Consider the following 17991-nt stretch of genomic DNA (forward strand, 5'->3'; position numbering starts at 1 on the left):
AATACTGTTTACTAATAAAGAAAAGCCATGCATTTATCAGCAAATCAGCAGCGCGTTATTGGCTGCCTTTTAGAAAAACAAAGCACTACACCCGAGCATTATCCACTGTCGTTGAACGCACTGACGAATGCGTGTAACCAAAAATCAAATCGAGACCCGGTTGTAAACTTGAGCGAAAGTGAGGTGCAACAAACACTTGATGAGCTTATAAGTCAGCGCCTTGTAACGCTAGACGAAGGGCTTTCGGGACGAGTTAATAAATACGATCACCGTTTTTGTAATACAGAATTTAGTAGCTTACAGTTGAGCACGCAGCAACGGGCAATTATATGTTTACTGCTGTTACGCGGTGCACAAACACCCGGTGAGCTAAGAACGCGCAGCGCTCGCCTAGCTGACTTTACAAACGTTAGCGAAGTAGAAACTGCCCTGAGCGCGTTAGCAAAAGATGACTACGTAACAAAGCTTGAGCGCGAGCCCGGCAAACGAGAAAGTCGCTACATGCACCTTTTTGCTGACCCAGCAGTAGCGCCAAGCCCAGTGCCAGCTACAGAAGTCGCAGAAGTTAAAAACGATGAAATTAACGAGTTACTTGCAGAAATTGAGGAACTAAAAGCCGAGCTTAGCCGTATAAAAGCACATTTAGGACTTTAATTAATAACCACTAAACCAGATAATGTAAGCCTATTTAAAAACAACTTATTAAATAACGAGGAGCTGGCCATGCGCGCCGAAATTATGGCTGAAATGAAAGTTCAGCCAACTATTGATGTAAACGCCGAAATTACCCGTCGAGTTAACTTTATAAAAGCACGTTTAGTGGCAGCCCATAGTGTATCGCTAGTGCTTGGAATTAGCGGCGGTGTTGACTCATCGACCTGCGGGCGCTTGTGCCAATTAGCCGTAGATGAACTAAACGCAGAGCAAAACACTAATAAGTACCAATTTATTGCGGTTCGTTTGCCATACGGTGTACAAGCAGATGAAGACGAAGCGCAAATGGCCGTTGATTTTATCAAGCCAAGTAAACGCATGACCGTTAACGTAAAACCTGCTGCCGATGCATTACACGAGCAAGCTATGGCGGCAGTAGTAGGCAGTGGTGAAGATCTACCAGAGCAAGCTAAAGTTGACTTTGTAAAAGGTAATGTAAAAGCACGTCAACGCATGGTAGCGCAATACGAAATAGCTGGCTTTTGCCAAGGTCTCGTTGTGGGTACCGATCACAGCGCTGAAAACATTACTGGTTTTTACACCAAATTTGGTGATGGCGCATGCGATTTAGCCCCGTTATTTGGCTTATCAAAACGTCAAGTTCGCGCACTTGCAACTGCCTTAGGTGCGCCTGAGCTATTAGTAACAAAAGCCCCAACAGCTGATTTAGAAAGTGACCGCCCAGGCCTCACCGATGAAGAAGCATTAGGACTGAGCTATGATCAAATTGACGACTTTTTAGAAGGCAAACCGGTGGCTGCAGAGGTTGAGCAAAAGCTAACTGATATTTATGTTCGCACTCAGCATAAGCGCCAACCCATTCCGACTATTTACGATGATTTATAACGGCTAAACAGCTAGTGCTGCGTATGCACTAGCTGATCTATTCGCCGTAATGTTACGTAAAACAAAAAAACTGATTTATAGTTAATTTTAACGCCTGCCAAAGAGAAAACTGCATTACATGACATCTCCTATTTTAATAACAGGCGCTGGTCAACGTATTGGCCTTGCGCTTGCCAAGCACTTTTTATCGCAAGGCCAAGCTATTATTATTACCTATCGTACGCGCCACGATGCAGTCGACGACTTAGAACAACAAGGCGCCGTATGCATACACGCCGACTTTAGCAGCGATGCCGGTATAGCTAGCTTTATTGAAACACTAAAACAGCAAACTCACTCTTTACGTGCCATTGTGCACAATGCCTCTAGCTGGGACTGCGAAGCCAGTAACCCTGATTTTTCGAGTTTGTTTGATAACATGATGCGCATTCATGCCAAAACACCGTATTTAATTAATAATGCCTGTACACAGCTATTAATGGCATACCAAGCTGATGCTTGCACACCGGCTGACATTATTCATCTTACCGATTACGTTGTTGAAACAGGTAGCCCAAAGCACATTGCCTATGCCGCAAGTAAGGCTGCACTTGATAACTTAACCAAGTCGTTTAGCGCTAAGTACGCACCAAACATAAAGGTGAATTCGGTTGCGCCATCGTTGATTATTTTTAATCAGCACGATGACGAGGCTTACCGTGCTAAAACCCTTAAAAAATCTCTTATGGGTATAGAGCCAGGTTGCCAAGAAATTATTAATAGTATTGATTTATTACTGCGCAGCCACTACATCACAGGCCGCGCTTTGCCTGTTGATGGCGGCCGCCATTTAAAGTAGAACACACATTAAACTGAGAAATTTATGCATGACGATTTAAAACAAAGCTACCAAAACATTATTACCGCTGTGGGTGAAGATGCAGGCCGAGAAGGTCTTCTCGATACACCAAAACGTGCAGCAAAAGCCATGGAGTATTTAACCAAAGGGTATCGTCAAACGCTTGATGAAATTACCAATAATGCGGTATTTAGCTCAGACGCTGACGATATGGTACTTGTCCAAGATATAGAGCTTTACTCTATGTGTGAGCATCATTTATTGCCATTTATTGGTCGTTGCCATATTGCTTACATTCCCGATGGCAAAGTACTAGGCTTATCTAAATTTGCGCGTATTGTTGATATGTTTGCTCGTCGCTTTCAGATACAAGAGCAACTTACTCATCAAATTGCTAAAGCCGTTGAAGAAGTAACCGGCGCAAAAGGCGTGGGCGTTATTGTTGAAGCTAAACACATGTGTATGATGATGCGCGGTGTAGAAAAGCAAAACTCAAGCATGCGTACCTCTGTAATGCTAGGTAACTTTAGAAGTGACTCTAAAACGCGTAACGAGTTTTTACAGCTTATTAAGGGTTAATTATGGCCAACGCAATTATTAACGTAACCAACTTACGCTTACGTACATTTATTGGTTTTAACCCAGAAGAACGGGAAAAAAAGCAAGATGTAGTGATTAATTTAGAAATTCACTACCCTGCTGATGACGCCTGTAAAACAGACGAAGTGGACCAAGCGCTTAACTATAAAGTGATCACCAAAGAGGTGATAAACCTAGTAGAGCAAGGGCACTTTTTGTTGCTTGAAAAGCTGGTTGCCGAAATACTTGCAGTATGCCATACACATCCAAGCGTGCATTACGCAAAAGCCAGAGTAGATAAACCGCATGCACTGCGCTTTGCCGACTCAGTTTCGCTCACGCTTGATTGGTCAAAGTAACTTTACAAAACCGCTTGTGCACCACTGGCAAGGGCAATAACGGCTAAATACCGCGCGCCTTTGCCAATGCTCACTAATAATAAAAACAGGCTAAAACGCACTTTAAATATGCCGCCAATTACCGTTAGTGGGTCGCCAACAATCGGCAGCCAAGCAAACAGTAAGCTATATACCCCATATTTTTTAAATTGAGATTGCGCTTTTTCAAGCCCCTTGGCCGATACCGGAAACCATTTTTTGTGCTTAAAACGTAGCACATGAGTTCCCAACCAATAATTAACACAACTTCCTAGCACATTACCTGAAGTAGCGGCTAACCACAGCAGCCACAGATTAGCTTTTGCTTGGCTTATCATGGTTACAAGTACCACTTCTGAAGAACTTGGTAATAAAGTAGCGGACACAAACGCACTAAAAAATAAGGTGATATAAAGCATTAAGTACTTAAAATAAAAACCCAGCATACAGCTGGGTTTATTAAAGGGTCGTCATTTATTTTATCAAATTTAGACTCAGTGGGTAATTAAACTCTTTCCCTTCGTTGGCTTTAATACTGGCTAACACCACCATGATAAAAGAAAAAATAGCCACTAAAGGCAGCAAAACGAGGCCGATTACGGCAAATACCAGTAAAAAACATACAAAGTAAGCTATAGCCATAGTAATTTGAAAATTAAGCGATTTTTTACCGTGTAAATCGACAATTGGCATTTCATCTTTTTTAATAAGCCATACCACTAATGGCCCAAGTATAGAGCCAAACGGAATAACAAAACCGGCTACAGCGCTTAAATGGCAAAGCATAGCCCATGTTTTTTCGTCTTTTGATAACGGCTCAAGCTGTTGATTTTCTTCCATTACGCTCTCCTTATTAGTTAATACATACTGCCTTTTTATTGAGCAGGTGTCTATATAGAGGCAGCTATATTGTTAAATAACACGCCCTAACCCGCTGTGATAAAAAAGTGATAACTTTGTGAGAGTTTCTTGAGGTGGTTATTCAATACTTAGCCTGAATCATCACTTACAGGAAATAATAATGAAAGCTTCAGCATTTACAGTTGCAACCCTTTTAGCAGTAGCTAGCCAATCAACATTGGCAGCAGAGCTAGAAGTAGAAATTACTAACCTTACTAAAGGCCTTTACTTTACACCGGTACTAATAACAGCACACGATAGCGAAGATAAACTTTTTGAAGTCGCAACCGAAGCCTCTGCTGCACTGCAAGCAATGGCTGAAGGCGGCGATATATCAGCACTTGTTACTCAAGCGTCAGCATCGAGTAGCGATATTGCAGAAAACCCAGCGGCAGGCCTTTTAGCACCCGCGGCATCTGCAACAGCAGAGCTCACAACTACCGATGGCAACGAATACCTATCTGTAGCGGCTATGTTACTGCCAACCAATGATGGCTTTGTAGGCCTTGATAGCTGGAAAGTTCCAACAGAAGCAGGCACCTACACTGTTTACCTCAATGGTTATGATGCAGGTACAGAAGCAAATAACGAACTTGTAGTAGAAGGCTCGGGTGCACCTGGTGTATTAGGTATCCCTGCTGCGCCGGGCGGCCAAGCAGGCACTAACGGTACAGGTATTACAACTGGCGATACAAATACGATGGTGCACATTCACCCGGGTGCCCTTGGCGATGATGACCTAGAAGGTGGAAACAGTGATTTGAATAACACTGTACATAGATGGTTAAACCCCGTTGCAAAATTAACTGTGACGGTTAAATAGGAGAGTTAATTATGTCATCTCTTTCTAATTTTAAAAAAAGTGCGCTTATTTTACTGTTAGCCAGCTCACTAGCCGCATGTGGCGATAACGATAATAACGACTCTATTGAAGAGCAAGAACCTGTGGTTGTTGTAGAGCCCGAACCTGTTGTTTATGAGTTTACTATCACTTTTAGTAACTTAACGGCTGGACAACCACTATCACCACTCTCGGTCATTGCATTTGATGAAACCCCACCATGGAAATTTGGTGAGACGGCTTCTGTTGGTTTAGAAATGATTGCTGAAAGCGGCGCTAATGAAGAGTACCTTAGCGATGAAAATGCACTTGCTTCAGCCTCGGCTGAAGGCGGCATTGGCCCTGGCGAAACAACCTCTGTAACCCTTTTAGTTGATGCACAAGATGTTCTTAATTTATCTTTTGCTGCCATGCTTGGGAATACAAATGACGCTTTTACCGGTCTTAGTTCTGTAGATGTATCAACATTGGAAGTAGGCAGTTCAATATCACGAACGACGCCCGTTTACGATGCAGGTACGGAAGCAAATACAGAAACAGCTGACACTGTGCCTGGTCCCGCTGCTGGCGGCGAAGGGTTTAACGAAATACGCGACGATATTGCCGATATAATCACAATGCACCCAGGTGTTGTGTCTAATCAAGATGGCTTATCAACCTCTGCACTAGGTGCTGAACATAAGTTTGATAACCCAGTATCAAAAATCGTGATCACTCGTACACAGTAAAACAGCTTGTAATGGGGATGTGAGGCGACACGGATGTCCCTTTTTTACGAGGTTAACCATGCGGCACGAAAAAATACTGGTAGTAGAAGACGACAGAGAAATAGGGCAATTAATAACAACTCAACTTGCTGCGTTAAATTTGCATGTTGACCATGTTGTAAGCGCTGAGCTCGCACTAAAAAAAATAGCAAAACAACCTTACGGGCTTATATTACTGGATATAAACCTGCCACAAATGGATGGCTTGAGTTTATGCCGTAAAATTAAAGAGCACTACCCTACCATTTCCGTTATTTTACTTACCGCGCTCAGTAGCGATATGGACCGTGTAATTGGCCTTGAAATGGGTGCAGATGACTATATTTGTAAACCCTTTTTTGCTCGCGAATTACAAGCCCGCGTTAAAACACAACTACGCCACCGCTCACAGCTTCTAGCGATTCAAAATAACGAAAACGACAGCCCGTGCAACGAACAAAGGCTAAATATCGGCTCACTCAATATTGAATTTAGCTCACATCAAGTTTATTTAGACGAACAAGCACTTAACCTCACCGCCACTGAATTTGATTTACTGGTATATTTTGCTCGCCACCCAAACCATGTTTTTAGCCGCCAGCAATTGCTCGACAAAGTATGGGGGTATCAGCACAGCGGGTACGAGCATACCGTTAACTCACATATAAATAGGTTACGCGCCAAACTTGAGCTACATCATCAAGCGCCTATTATCGAAACCGTTTGGGGCGTTGGCTACAAACTAAATCCAAGCCAACTTACTTAAGAGCCTTATTATGAACCTATCTTTGTATCAAAAATTAGCGGTGTCGTTGGTGGTTATATTTTGCTTTATTTGTGCACTCGTATACAGCTGGAGTAAACAACTAGAGCTCACCTCAAAACATCATGGCGAGCAAAACCTGCACTTAGCCCTTGCTGAGCATTTAGTACAAGATAACCCATTAATAAAAGAGGGTGTATACGACTACGCAGCCCTAGAAAACCTATTTCATACCTTAATGTTATTAGGCCCCGCATTTGAGTTTTATTTTGTGGATGAAAACGGAAAAATCCTCACTTACTCAGCAAAGCCTGGTAAAGTTAAACGCACTCATATTAATTTAGCCCCCTTAAAAAAGCTGATTAACACCCCAGCTGCAGCGCCAATTTATGGTGATGATCCAAGAAATAAAGCGCAGCAAAAAATATTCTCTGTAGCGCCTGTTTTTAATAACGATAAGCTGCAAGGGTACTTGTATGTAATTATTGGCGGTGAAGCTTACGATACCTCCTTAAACACAATTAAAAATAATGACAAACTATGGCTTGCCGCATTATGGCTTGGAGCTGCACTTGCATTTTTACTGATTGCGATGCTTATTTTACTGCGCTTTTTTACCAATCCTATTCAGCGATTAGCCCGTGATGTAAGCAATATTGAAGCAGCTAATTACAGCCTTACCGATACCAAGCTCAGTAACTATTCAACCCAAAAAAGTAACGAAGTGCACAGTTTAGGCCGTAACATTCAAGCCATGGTTACCCGGATTGACGAGCAATTTAAAGCACTTGAGCAAAGCGATAAACAGCGTAAAGAGCTACTTACCCATTTATCGCACGACTTACGTACGCCTCTTGCCTCTTTGCAGGGGTTTTTAGAGGTGCTTAACCAATCGAGGTCGCAATTAAGCGCTCAAGAACAACAAGAATACTTACATGTATCCCTTAATAACTGCGCGCAGCTTAAACAGCTTATTGAACAAATTTTTGAATTAGCCCATTTAGAAAACGGCGAAATAAGCATTCACAAAGAAACCTTTAATTTAGGTGAGCTTATTTACGATTGTATTGCTAAGTTTTCTCTAACCGCCGAGAAAAAAGGCCTTAACTTAACGGTAGAGCCCGCAATTTGCGATTTTCCTGTAGTAGCCGATATTGCAAAACTTGAGCGTGTTTTAAGTAATTTAATTGATAACGCAATAAGGCACACACCTAAAGGCGGCAGCATAGCTGTAAACGTTAAGCGTATTGATGAAAAGCAATTATTTGTGCAGGTTTCTGATACCGGCGTGGGTATTAAGCATGATGAGCTAAACGCGATTTTTAATCCGCATTATCAGGCTTCAAATTCAAATAATGAAGGGCGCCAACAAGGTGGCTTAGGGCTGGCTATTTGTAAGGGGTTACTAAAACTTATGGACAGTGAAATAAATGTACAAAGTGAGCTGGGCAAAGGCACTATGTTTAGCTTTAACTTGCCGCAAAAAATAAAGGTATAGCCAACGGCTATACCTTTAGAACATTACTTAATTTTGATTTTGTTAGTTTTTAATACCGGCTAAATCAAGCATAAATGCATAGTTTAGCGCAGTATCTTCTAGGCGTTTAAAGCGACCAGACGCCCCGCCATGGCCGGCTTCCATATCTATTTTAAACAGCAGTTTATTATCATCTGTTTTATAGTCACGCAGCTTTGCAACCCACTTAGCTGGCTCAAAATATTGAACTTGTGAGTCATGTAAACCGGTAGTCACTAACATATTAGGATACGCTTGCTTTGAGACTTGATCATACGGCGAGTACGACAGCATGTAATCGTAATATTCTTTTTCATTTGGGTTACCCCACTCACCATACTCATTGGTGGTAAGAGGTATGCTTGCATCAAGCATGGTGGTAACTACATCAACAAAAGGCACTGCTGCGACCACCCCTTTATATAGCTCTGGTGCTTGGTTTACCACCGCGCCCATTAATAAACCACCAGCACTACCACCGTAGGCAAATATTTCGTCTTTTGCGCCATAACCTTGTGCCGCTAATGATTTGGTTACATCAACAAAGTCGTTAAAAGTGTTCTTTTTAGTTAATAACTTTCCGTCTTCATACCATGGGCGTCCTAACATTTGCGAACCACGCACATGCGCTATAGCAAACACAAAGCCACGGTCTAATAAGCTTAAACGTGAGCTTGAAAAAGTAGGGTCCATAGTGGCGCCGTACGAGCCATAACCATATTGCAGTAACGGGTTTGTGCCATCCTTTTTAAATGCATCTTTACGGTACACTAAGCTTACGGGGACTTTTATACCATCGCGCGCACCTACAAAAATACGCTCCGAGGCATAGTTATCTGCGTTAAAATCACCTAACACGGCTTGCTGTTTAAGTAGGGTTTTATCACCCGATTTAAGGTCTATATCGTACGACGAAACCGGTGTCGTCATACTGGTATAATAAACGCGTAATTTGTCGCTGTTTATATCGTTGTTGCCATAGCTTGCAATGGTATAGGCACTGTCGTTAAAGCTTAGCGTGTGCTCATCTCCTGTCGATAAATGGCGAACAATAAGGCGCGACTGACCCAACTCTCGCTCTTGATATACAAGGTAGTCTTTAAATAAATCAACGCCTTCTATCTTAATATCATCGCGCGGCGCAATTACCGTTTGCCAATTTGCTTTATCATGCGCTTTATCTACATCCACCTTCATAAGCTGAAAGTTAACCGCATTTAAGTTAGTGACGATGTAATACGTATTGCCAAGCTTTGAAATACTGTATTCTAGATCGTCCTCACGCTCAATTAAGCGCTTAGGTTTTGCTTTATTATCATCTGCGCTGAGTACCGACATACCAGAGGCATTGGTGCTGCTGTGCCAAATATATATTTCTGAGCCATCTTTGCTCTTACTAATACCCGTGTAATAACTTGTATCAGCTTCTTCGTAAATAAGTTCATCATCGCTTTGCGGTGTACCTAAAGTATGGCGAAAAACTTGATAGCCAAGTAAGGTTTGTGCATCTTTTTTAATGTAGTAAAAGGTTTTATTATCGTTTGCCCAAGTAACGCCGCCGTTTGTTCCCTCAAGCGTGTCTTCGAGTAATTGGCCTGTGGTTAAATCTTTTACCTTTATGGTGTAAATTCTACGGCTAACGGTGTCTTCCCCGTACGCCATTAAATTTCCGTTAGTACTTACAGATAAGCCACTTACAGCAAAGTAGTCGTGATCTTTGGCCAACGCATTTACATCTAAAATAACTTGCTGATCAGTGCCTTTAAAATCGCTACTGCGAACATAGGTAGGGTATTCGTTTTCGCCACGCGTTTGCGATGAATAAAAATAGTCGCCTTTTTTAACAGGCACCGAGTCATCGTCTTTTTTAATACGCCCTTTTAACTCTTCAAATAACTTATCTTGCAATGTTTGAGTATGCGCAAGCATTGCCTCGGTATAAGCGTTTTCAGCATTTAAGTAACTTATAACGTCTGGCGCTTTACGCTCGTCATCACGCAACCAGTAGTAATCATCAATACGCGTATCGCCATGAATCGTCATTTCATGAGGTACTTTTTTAGCAATTGGCGCCACGGCGCTCACTGGTTTTTCTGTTTGTTGTGTTTGCATAGTAGTTGCTGTATCTGAAGGTGTACTTTTTGGCGCATTATCACACCCGGCTAGCACAGCGAGTGATAACGCGGCTAGCGTGAATGAAGAACGAATCATTATGAAATCTCTATGGTTTTTATTATTGGTGCTATTAAATATACCTAATAATAAAGCGTGGTGTAATTTAGTTTGTGAAGCTATGTAAAAAGGGAGCCGAGGCTCCCTTTAAAATAACGTGCTAGTTATAAAATTACTTTTGTTTACGACGACGCATAAATGCAAACGGCGCAGCAAGTAATGTTAACCAAGCTAGTGAGCCCGATGAACCATTGCTTTCAGGCTCTGGTGTTGGCGTCACTGGCTGAGGGTCTGCAATGGTATCGTTAACAACGATTGATACCATAGTTTCTTCGGCGCTAGTGCCTGATGCTTCACGCACTGTGTATGTAAAGCTATCTTCACCAGAGAACTGTGCATTTGGCGTATAATCAATCGTGCCATCTTCATTCACGGTTGTAGAGCCATTTGCAGGTGCAGAAACCACCTCAACAGTTGATGCCACTAAGCTGCCTTTAATTCTTACACCTTTATGGGCAGAGAATTCTGCGTTTTCTGTTTCTGAAGAGGCTACTGCGTCAAATACAAAACGCGACTCAGCCATATCATTAGCTAATACATCAATAGTCACTGTTTGCTCTTCATCAACTTCTACTGCATCTGCAGCTGTGTAATGGCTACGATCTTTTGCAAAAGCTTGATATTGAATATCAACAACACCGCCTTTGATTTGATCGACTAAGTAGCCACTACCTATAGCATTACCCGTTGGAACTGTGTCCAGCATTGCACCTACGTTGCCATCAGCAGACTCTACACCCGCTGAGTAAGGTGCAGGTAAAGCAGGCACATCAATGTAGTTCATACGAACTTCATCAGTCCCTTCTTTTAAGATCACTTGGAACGTGTACTTATCACCTAAAGAACTACCCCAAAGCTCAACGTCATGCCATTCTACAACTACATAGCCGCTATCAAATTTAGCCACATAAAGATCACCGCCACCGCTCGTGCCACCAGCTAAATCAAAGTCAGCCCAAAGCGGCGCAATAACACCATTAGGTGTACGTGCATTAGGCATTGCTTGAGGGCTCCAAGAGTTAGTTGTATTTACATCTGCACCAACAGCAATAAAGCCGTTATCTGAGATAGTAAATGCTGAGTACTCTTTCCCATCAAAAATAAAGTCAGCTTCAACCGTAATGGTTATCTCATCACACCCGTCAGGACACGCTTGTGGTTCAATGCCTTCATCAGCCAATGAGAAGGTACCTAAGAAATCACTGCTGTTAATAGCAAATTCTTTTGGCCCTAATGTGCCCGTCCAAGTTAGTTCTTTATTGTCTTCACTTAATGTTACTTCACCTGCACCATTAGTCACTTCAACAACAGGGGCTGCACCTTTAAGAAGTTCTGCATTTTCATCAAGTTTAACATTTACTGATAGCTCGTCAGTGAACAGAGTATTATTAAATTGCACGCCCACTTTTGCAGGAGTAGAAGAATTTAAAGAATCGGCATCGACTGTTGCACTAAACACACTGCTATTTGTTGCTTCGTTATCGTAAATAGCAAATGGTAAGTGAGCGATTTGACCTGTCTCAGTATGAGTCCACACTACGTGGCCAAAGTTCCAACCTTTTACATCGTTAAATGTTGAATCAATATCTAAGTTAAATTCAGCCATGTCAGTGCTTGTTTCTGTACCTTCTGCATCCGTTGAAGTAGAACCATGCGCGCCAAGCATAACGGTGCTAGGCGAAACTGTAATTTCAGCGCCTTGCATATCAGTTACTACTTTTGCAGTCCACTCACCAGCAACATCAGTCATATTTTGCACGGTATTTGAGAAACTACAAACACTTAAACAACTAGGGTCAGCGTAAGAGCCATGATCAAATGTAAGTGCTGCCTCTAACGCATTAGGCATATCTAATCGACCGGCACCTACATCAAATGCATCAGCTTTGGTTACTAAGTCTTCTTTATGTAGGCCATCCATTTTAGATGAGCTCATAAGCGCCGTTTTGATTTGTACCGCATTCCACTCTGGGTGAGCTTGCTTCATCAATGCTGCTGCACCAGCAACATGAGGGCTTGCCATACTTGTACCTGTAATCGCATTAAAGGTAATACCATTACCTTCATCTGGCGAGTACGCAGATAAAATATCTGTACCTGGCGCTGCAATATCAGGTTTTAAGAAGCTAGGCTCACCATTAGGACCACGCGAACTTGAAGAGTTTACTGCATCAGTAAATTTCTCTTGAATTGTTCTTTTAACACTAGGGTCGAGTGAAGCAATAACCGGCTCTTCAGCTGCAGTTAACAGCTCAACCAAGCTTAAACCATCTTCTTGGCTAATCGCTGAGGCTGGAATTGTGGCGTCATCCATAGACATGCCCATTGCACCGCCAGCAACATTGTTGTGGATAATTACCGCTGTTGCACCTGCTTTCGCCGCATTTTCAGCTTTGGCTGAAAACGCACAGCTACCACGAGAGATTAATGCTACAGAGTCTGCAAATGAGATATCTTCAGCAAACTCTTCACACCCTTCAAAATTATCAGGAGCAATCACTTGCGCCGAAATAATAGGAAGTGAAATAGGGTCTGTTAATAAACCATTGCTTCCTTCAATGCTTAAATAGGTTTCACCTGCCACTTCAATTTGTTGAGAGAAGAAACGCCCTGTTTGCGTATTGGCAACTGTTAAACCAGACTCAATACAGCTAGGGCAACCAATTGTTTGTGCGCCGTTACCATCGTTACCCGCTGCAGTTACAACCACTACACCCGCTTCTTCTGCAGCTGTGAATAAATCACTGTATGCACTGCTTGATGGATTACCACCTGCACCACCGCCCCACGAGTTATTAATTACGTCTGCGCCATCTTTAATGGCCGCTTCTAATGCCCCCATTAGTGCAACGGTAGTACCGCTGCCTCGTCCATCGGCTGTGTGCCAAAGCGCTTTATAAGCCATTAACTGTGCCGCTGGTGCAACACCTGAAATTGACACGTTATTGTCTTGGTAAGTAATTTCAATTGGGTTACCTACAGCAGTACCAGCAACATGCGTTCCGTGACCGTCGTAACCGAGTGGAGAACCAATATATTCGTCAGGGTGAACATCACTTGGCGTTGGGCCAAATGCACGCGCCACAATTAATTTATTATTACAAAAATCGGCTTCACCACCCTCTATACGACAGTAATCGGGGTTTTCTGCGATGTAAGCCGCTTCTTCTTCACTAAACTCTGCAGCTGCAAAACCCACATCTGAAAACATAGGGTTTTCTGGGCGAATACCCGAGTCAATAATAGCAACTTTAACGCCTTTACCAGCTTCAGATTGACCACCAAGCGCCTGCCATGCCTCAACGCCTCTAATCACATCAATAGAAGCATCCATTAATGTGTGGTACTCAGTATCTAAAAATACTTTTTTTACACCCGCAAGTTTAGCGAGTTTTTCACGTTGTCCTTGCTCACCTTCTACCACGATACCGTTGAATAACGTACTAAATGAATGTGAAACTGAGCCACCGCTAACAGATGCGGCTACTTGCGCTACACTTTTTTGTTTTGCTTTTAAGTAGCTGCTGTACTTTAACGCAGGTGCTGAAGATAGATTAACTTTACTATCCCCAGTTACTGCTGCAGAGGTTGCTTCAAGCCCTGCAATGCCGCCTTTGTAGGTTGCTAGCGGCTCGTCTTCAAGCTGGATAATATAGCGTGCTTTAGTAGAAATGGTTTTATCTTGAGAGTATGTTTTTACACTTGATGTTTCTGGGACATATCCTTTAGATAAATCAGGTGCGGCGGCTGCACCGTATGACATCATAGCTAAACCTATAGCTGATGAAATAGCGGTTCTTTTCAGTGTTATATTAGACATTATTTCCCCTGGAGTGAGTTTTATATTATTGTATTTACTCAATTCAATGTGATTAGAATTGTGATTTTAATATAGAACTACAGCCCTCAGGCTAGCAACAACTCAATTACAAGTGGATTACAAAACTGCAGGAATAGCATCGCAAAAACATCACAACAAACTAATTTTAAATAAGTTTTTCCATTTCTGTGATTTGTAAATCACTGTAAACAAAACCTAACTTCTCTATGGAAAATGAATGAGTAACGACGTTATAAATATTTTAACCATGGCTAAAGTAATTCAGACTGCCGTCGCCCCTGTCTTTTTAATTACGGGTATTGCTGCCACGCTCGGGGTTTTATCTAATCGCTTAGCCCGCATTACTGACCGTGCGCGACAACTTGAGCGAAAACTCAAGGTAAGCACCGATGAAGACTTTAATAAAACCCTAGCCACAGAGCTGCGAGCCCTGTTAAAGCGCTCTCGATGTATTCACATTGCTTTTAGTATGAGCGTGCTAAGCGCCTTGCTAGTATGCGCTGTGGTTATGCTGTTGTTTTTATCACACATTCAGTCTATTAATTTAGGGGTAACAATTGCCAGCTGTTTTGTGGCTGCAATGGCCTTATTAATATGTGGTTTTATGTCGTTACTTGGCGAGGTATTTTTGGCCACACGTAGTATGCGCCGAGGGATGATATTTGCTGATATTAACGATTAGCAATAAAAAAGCCCGAGATTTTCTCGGGCTTTTATCACAACATTTTAATTTTATTGTGCAGTATAAATAGTCTCTAACACTTCAATTCGCGCTTCTTTAGTATAATCAGATGACTTTAATTGCTCTGCAGCAGCTAAAATATCTTGACCCTCATTAACAGCTAAAACCGCTATTTTAGTACCTGGGAAAACAGACACTACCTTTAAGCCAGACAGCTGAGCTACCTCTGTTGCGTTCATGCCATCTTTAAGCAAAACAGTAATATTGCCAGAAAGCGACGTTAAGTTGTTTGTTAGGACATTACGTACCAGTGTACCTTTTGTTACTAACGATGAAGCCTCAGAAGACTCAACAACCGCCATCTCACCTTTAGTAGAAACAACATACTCATCAGCAGCAACACTTGTTGGTACTAAACGTAAGTTTTTTTCTACAACGTAAGAGCCAAAGTCGGTTTTGCTGTATTTCACACTATTTACCGGCTTTTTTGGAAGTTGCAGCTCTTTATCTGCTACTGAACTCGCTGTTGCACTTAGAGAAATACACGCAGCAGCACCTAAAATAACTAATTTATTCATTTTCATATCTATATTCCTTACTCTTGACCTGCGTGACCAAATGCTCTCAACGAAACGCCTTCTAAAACGCTTGCGGCACGGTTATTTGAAATACCTACGGCACCAAGTCCGTTATCCCCGCCATCGCTGAATGCAAAGCTATCTGCTGCAGCATCAAGAACACGAATAGTCCAAGTACCTTTTGTTGTCTCGCCATAGAAAGCATTAGACAGTAGTACCGCATCTTTTAAAACATAGCCTGTGTTCCAACCGTTAGTAAAGCTATAAGCTGGGTAAAATAGAGCTTGCTTAGACGCTAGTAATACACTGCGTGTGCCTGATGGAGACGTCACTTCAATTGCTAAATCGGTACCAGCAGATGTTTGCGTACCATCCGCTAAACCAAAGCCCATTTCAGTATTGCTCACATCAAACTTAAACTGCATTGCTTCAATGTTTAGCTCTTCTTCAACAGTGATTTGCTGTGTAACACCCGCGGCACTGTTATCTGGGATTTCTAGCGTAAGGGCATCTTCTTCAACAACAGAGCCAACACCACTCCAATCTGTAATAACTTGCTCACCTAATGCTACGTCGTACTCTTTTGCCATCGCAACTGCAGCACCAGCATCTACACGTCCAAAACCGTATAAGTTATTAAAGTTATAACCTGCTGCATTTTCAACCCAGCCGTCATGCGCTACAAATTCACCTTCACCAACGCTAAGCGTTACAACTTCATCTTCTGCATCGTTGACTGTGCTTGTAGTAGCTAAGATATGACGAACATCACGCCATGTTAGCTCTGAATTAGCTGATAAAATCAGTGATACTACACCTGACGCATTAGGTGCTGCCGAAGAAGTACCATTAAACGTTGAGGTATAGTTACAGCTAGCGTTATCTTCATGTCCTGGGTAGTTGAATGGGTATTGCGATGCAGCAAAGTCTTCGCCATATGCTGCAGCCCATGCCGTAATCGAGCTACCATTAAAGCCTGAGTACCCATTAATACAGGTCATTTGATCAGTTGTTACCATGGCAGGCGCCCAGCGCCCATATTCACCCGCAGGGGCTGAAACCATTAAGTTAGCACCACCGCTTGAGTAGCTTGTATGCGTACCATCAGCATTTACAGCTGCAACGCTTAAGTAATATGGATGACCTTGGCTTGGCTCAAACGCGCCGTTATAACAAGTAAGGCCTAGCTCATTTGCGCCGTTATCAGCACATAATGACCCTTCACCGCTACCATCGACAAACGAGTTACCGCTCGATTTCATGTTTAGGGCACCTTTACCATCACGAAGGTTAAGGTTAGGGTAAGACTCGATAGCTTCATCTAGCTCTGAGTAGCCAATAAACGTTGGGAAGGTAATACCGTAGCTGCGGTTAAACGCAGAAATATTTTCTGACGTGCTAATACCGCTACCTGGGAAACCATGCGCGAGTAAATCAGTTTGCTCAATTTTATCGCCACCTAGGTAGTTCATGCCAATTAGACCAGCATCTGGTGCAACACCGCGCCCACCCTTACCATTCCAACCTTTCGCTGCAATTAAGCCTGCAACACTGGTACCGTGGTCGCCACTGTTTGACAGACTTGTAGGGTCGGTGCGATCCAACACATCAACATCTAAATTTAAAGAACGGTTTGGTAAAACGTTATCAACTAAGTCTTCGTGACGAATTTCCATACCAGAGTCAACAACAACCGCCGTTACGCCAGCACCTGTAACACCTTGAGCGTACGCAGCTGCTACGTTCATATCTTCGCCAGCAACCAATTCTTCTGCTTCTGATTCAGCAAAATCCTCGTCAAAAATAGTTTGCGCTTCTTCTTCGCTGTAACCTAATTGGTTGACATATAAATCAATTAGGCCTTGTTTCATATCATCGCTTAAAGCATACGACTTTTGACCTGTGTTACGTAGGTGCCATTGCTGATTAGCTAACGGGTCAGTTGCAATATCACTAATTGTTAATTGCGCAGACGCCGACTTACCATTTGCATTAGCGGTGTAATCAATTACCGCGTCTTCGCCTGAAACAGGAACGTAAGTAAAGGTATCGCCTTCAACTGTTAGTAAGCCATGGCTAAAAGTATATACGCCATCTTGCGCTTCAACCGCTTCACCATTTTCAGTAAATGTATAACTAAGTGTATCGCCATCGTTATCACTTGCATTAAACTCAGCAGTTACAGGTACCCATTGCTTTAAACCGGCAACGGCTACATCGCTTGCTTTTGGTGCAACATCAGTTACTACAGCAACTTGGCTATTATTGTCATTGTCGCTGCCGCCACACCCTGCAAGGGTCATAACTACTGCGGCAGAAAGTGCCGACATTTTAAAAATATTATGCTTCATAAACTTCCTTCGTTAATTATTTTTATGATGACTCAAGGTACACAACAGGGCACTTAATAACAACGCGCTGTTTACAGTTGTTAACAATAAACTGACAAGCTGTAATGATATATTCAGAAAACAAGCTATGGGATATTAAAGTTTCACTTGAATAAAATAAGCAATCGATTCAAGATGTCTAATTAGT

General features: G+C 42.4%; 16 protein-coding genes. 10 read left to right on the plus strand and 6 right to left on the minus strand.

The window, feature by feature from the left end:
• The first annotated feature begins 27 nt into the window (after nt 1–27).
• From PSH54_RS17020 to folX, 5 genes are all read left to right on the plus strand, one after another.
• Nucleotides 28–654, plus strand: coding sequence for a YceH family protein (locus PSH54_RS17020; RefSeq protein ID WP_121636792.1), 627 nt, complete (start codon nt 28–30; stop codon nt 652–654).
• Between the two features lie 69 nt (nt 655–723).
• Nucleotides 724–1560, plus strand: coding sequence for an ammonia-dependent NAD(+) synthetase (nadE, locus tag PSH54_RS17025; protein WP_273606675.1), 837 nt, complete (start codon nt 724–726; stop codon nt 1558–1560).
• Nucleotides 1561–1678: 118 nt separating this feature from the next.
• Nucleotides 1679–2398, plus strand: coding sequence for a dihydromonapterin reductase (gene folM / locus PSH54_RS17030; protein WP_273606676.1), 720 nt, complete (start codon nt 1679–1681; stop codon nt 2396–2398).
• 24 nt (nt 2399–2422) lie between these two features.
• Complete coding sequence (gene folE / locus PSH54_RS17035; protein ID WP_004589001.1) at nt 2423–2977, plus strand: GTP cyclohydrolase I FolE; 555 nt, start codon at nt 2423–2425, stop codon at nt 2975–2977.
• Between the two features lie 2 nt (nt 2978–2979).
• The gene (folX, locus tag PSH54_RS17040; protein WP_024032091.1) at nt 2980–3336 is read left to right on the plus strand and encodes a dihydroneopterin triphosphate 2'-epimerase; all 357 of its coding nucleotides are present in this window, start codon (nt 2980–2982) and stop codon (nt 3334–3336) included.
• Between the two features lie 2 nt (nt 3337–3338).
• On the opposite strand, the gene PSH54_RS17045 is transcribed toward folX, so the two are convergent.
• Entirely contained in the window at nt 3339–3773 is a 435-nt protein-coding gene (locus PSH54_RS17045; protein ID WP_024032092.1) for a YqaA family protein, read from the minus strand.
• Nucleotides 3774–3828: 55 nt separating this feature from the next.
• Nucleotides 3829–4194, minus strand: a complete 366-nt coding sequence (locus PSH54_RS17050) for a DUF4870 domain-containing protein (protein ID WP_024032093.1) — start codon at nt 4192–4194, stop codon at nt 3829–3831.
• 181 nt (nt 4195–4375) lie between these two features.
• Here PSH54_RS17050 and PSH54_RS17055 point away from each other — a divergent pair, with 181 nt between their 5' ends.
• Genes PSH54_RS17055 through PSH54_RS17070 form a run of 4 tightly spaced genes read left to right on the plus strand, consistent with a single transcriptional unit; the run spans nt 4376 to nt 8102 of the window.
• Complete coding sequence (locus tag PSH54_RS17055; RefSeq protein WP_024032094.1) at nt 4376–5077, plus strand: spondin domain-containing protein; 702 nt, start codon at nt 4376–4378, stop codon at nt 5075–5077.
• An 11-nt stretch (nt 5078–5088) separates the two neighbouring features.
• Nucleotides 5089–5823: a spondin domain-containing protein gene (locus PSH54_RS17060; RefSeq protein WP_138685488.1), complete on the plus strand. Its 735-nt coding sequence runs from the start codon at nt 5089–5091 to the stop codon at nt 5821–5823.
• 58 nt (nt 5824–5881) lie between these two features.
• On the plus strand, nt 5882–6607 hold the full coding sequence (locus PSH54_RS17065) for a response regulator transcription factor (RefSeq protein WP_054983697.1): 726 nt from the start codon (nt 5882–5884) through the stop codon (nt 6605–6607).
• Between the two features lie 10 nt (nt 6608–6617).
• A complete protein-coding gene (locus tag PSH54_RS17070) occupies nt 6618–8102 on the plus strand; it encodes a sensor histidine kinase (RefSeq protein WP_273606677.1) in 1485 nt (494 codons plus the stop codon).
• Nucleotides 8103–8144: 42 nt separating this feature from the next.
• Here PSH54_RS17070 and PSH54_RS17075 read toward each other — a convergent pair whose 3' ends face one another.
• Nucleotides 8145–10331, minus strand: coding sequence for a S9 family peptidase (locus PSH54_RS17075; RefSeq protein ID WP_273606678.1), 2187 nt, complete (start codon nt 10329–10331; stop codon nt 8145–8147).
• 133 nt (nt 10332–10464) lie between these two features.
• A complete protein-coding gene (locus PSH54_RS17080) occupies nt 10465–14172 on the minus strand; it encodes a S8 family serine peptidase (RefSeq protein WP_273606679.1) in 3708 nt (1235 codons plus the stop codon).
• 238 nt (nt 14173–14410) lie between these two features.
• Here PSH54_RS17080 and PSH54_RS17085 point away from each other — a divergent pair, with 238 nt between their 5' ends.
• On the plus strand, nt 14411–14875 hold the full coding sequence (locus tag PSH54_RS17085; RefSeq protein ID WP_004589012.1) for a DUF2721 domain-containing protein: 465 nt from the start codon (nt 14411–14413) through the stop codon (nt 14873–14875).
• A 50-nt stretch (nt 14876–14925) separates the two neighbouring features.
• Here PSH54_RS17085 and PSH54_RS17090 read toward each other — a convergent pair whose 3' ends face one another.
• Nucleotides 14926–15459, minus strand: a complete 534-nt coding sequence (locus tag PSH54_RS17090; RefSeq protein WP_004589013.1) for a S8 family serine peptidase — start codon at nt 15457–15459, stop codon at nt 14926–14928.
• Between the two features lie 11 nt (nt 15460–15470).
• A complete protein-coding gene (locus PSH54_RS17095) occupies nt 15471–17804 on the minus strand; it encodes a S8 family serine peptidase (protein WP_248463254.1) in 2334 nt (777 codons plus the stop codon).
• Between the last annotated feature and the right edge of the window lie 187 nt (nt 17805–17991).

It is taken from the genome of Pseudoalteromonas sp. Angola-30 (assembly GCF_028599215.1).
Lineage (GTDB): Bacteria > Pseudomonadota > Gammaproteobacteria > Enterobacterales > Alteromonadaceae > Pseudoalteromonas > Pseudoalteromonas atlantica.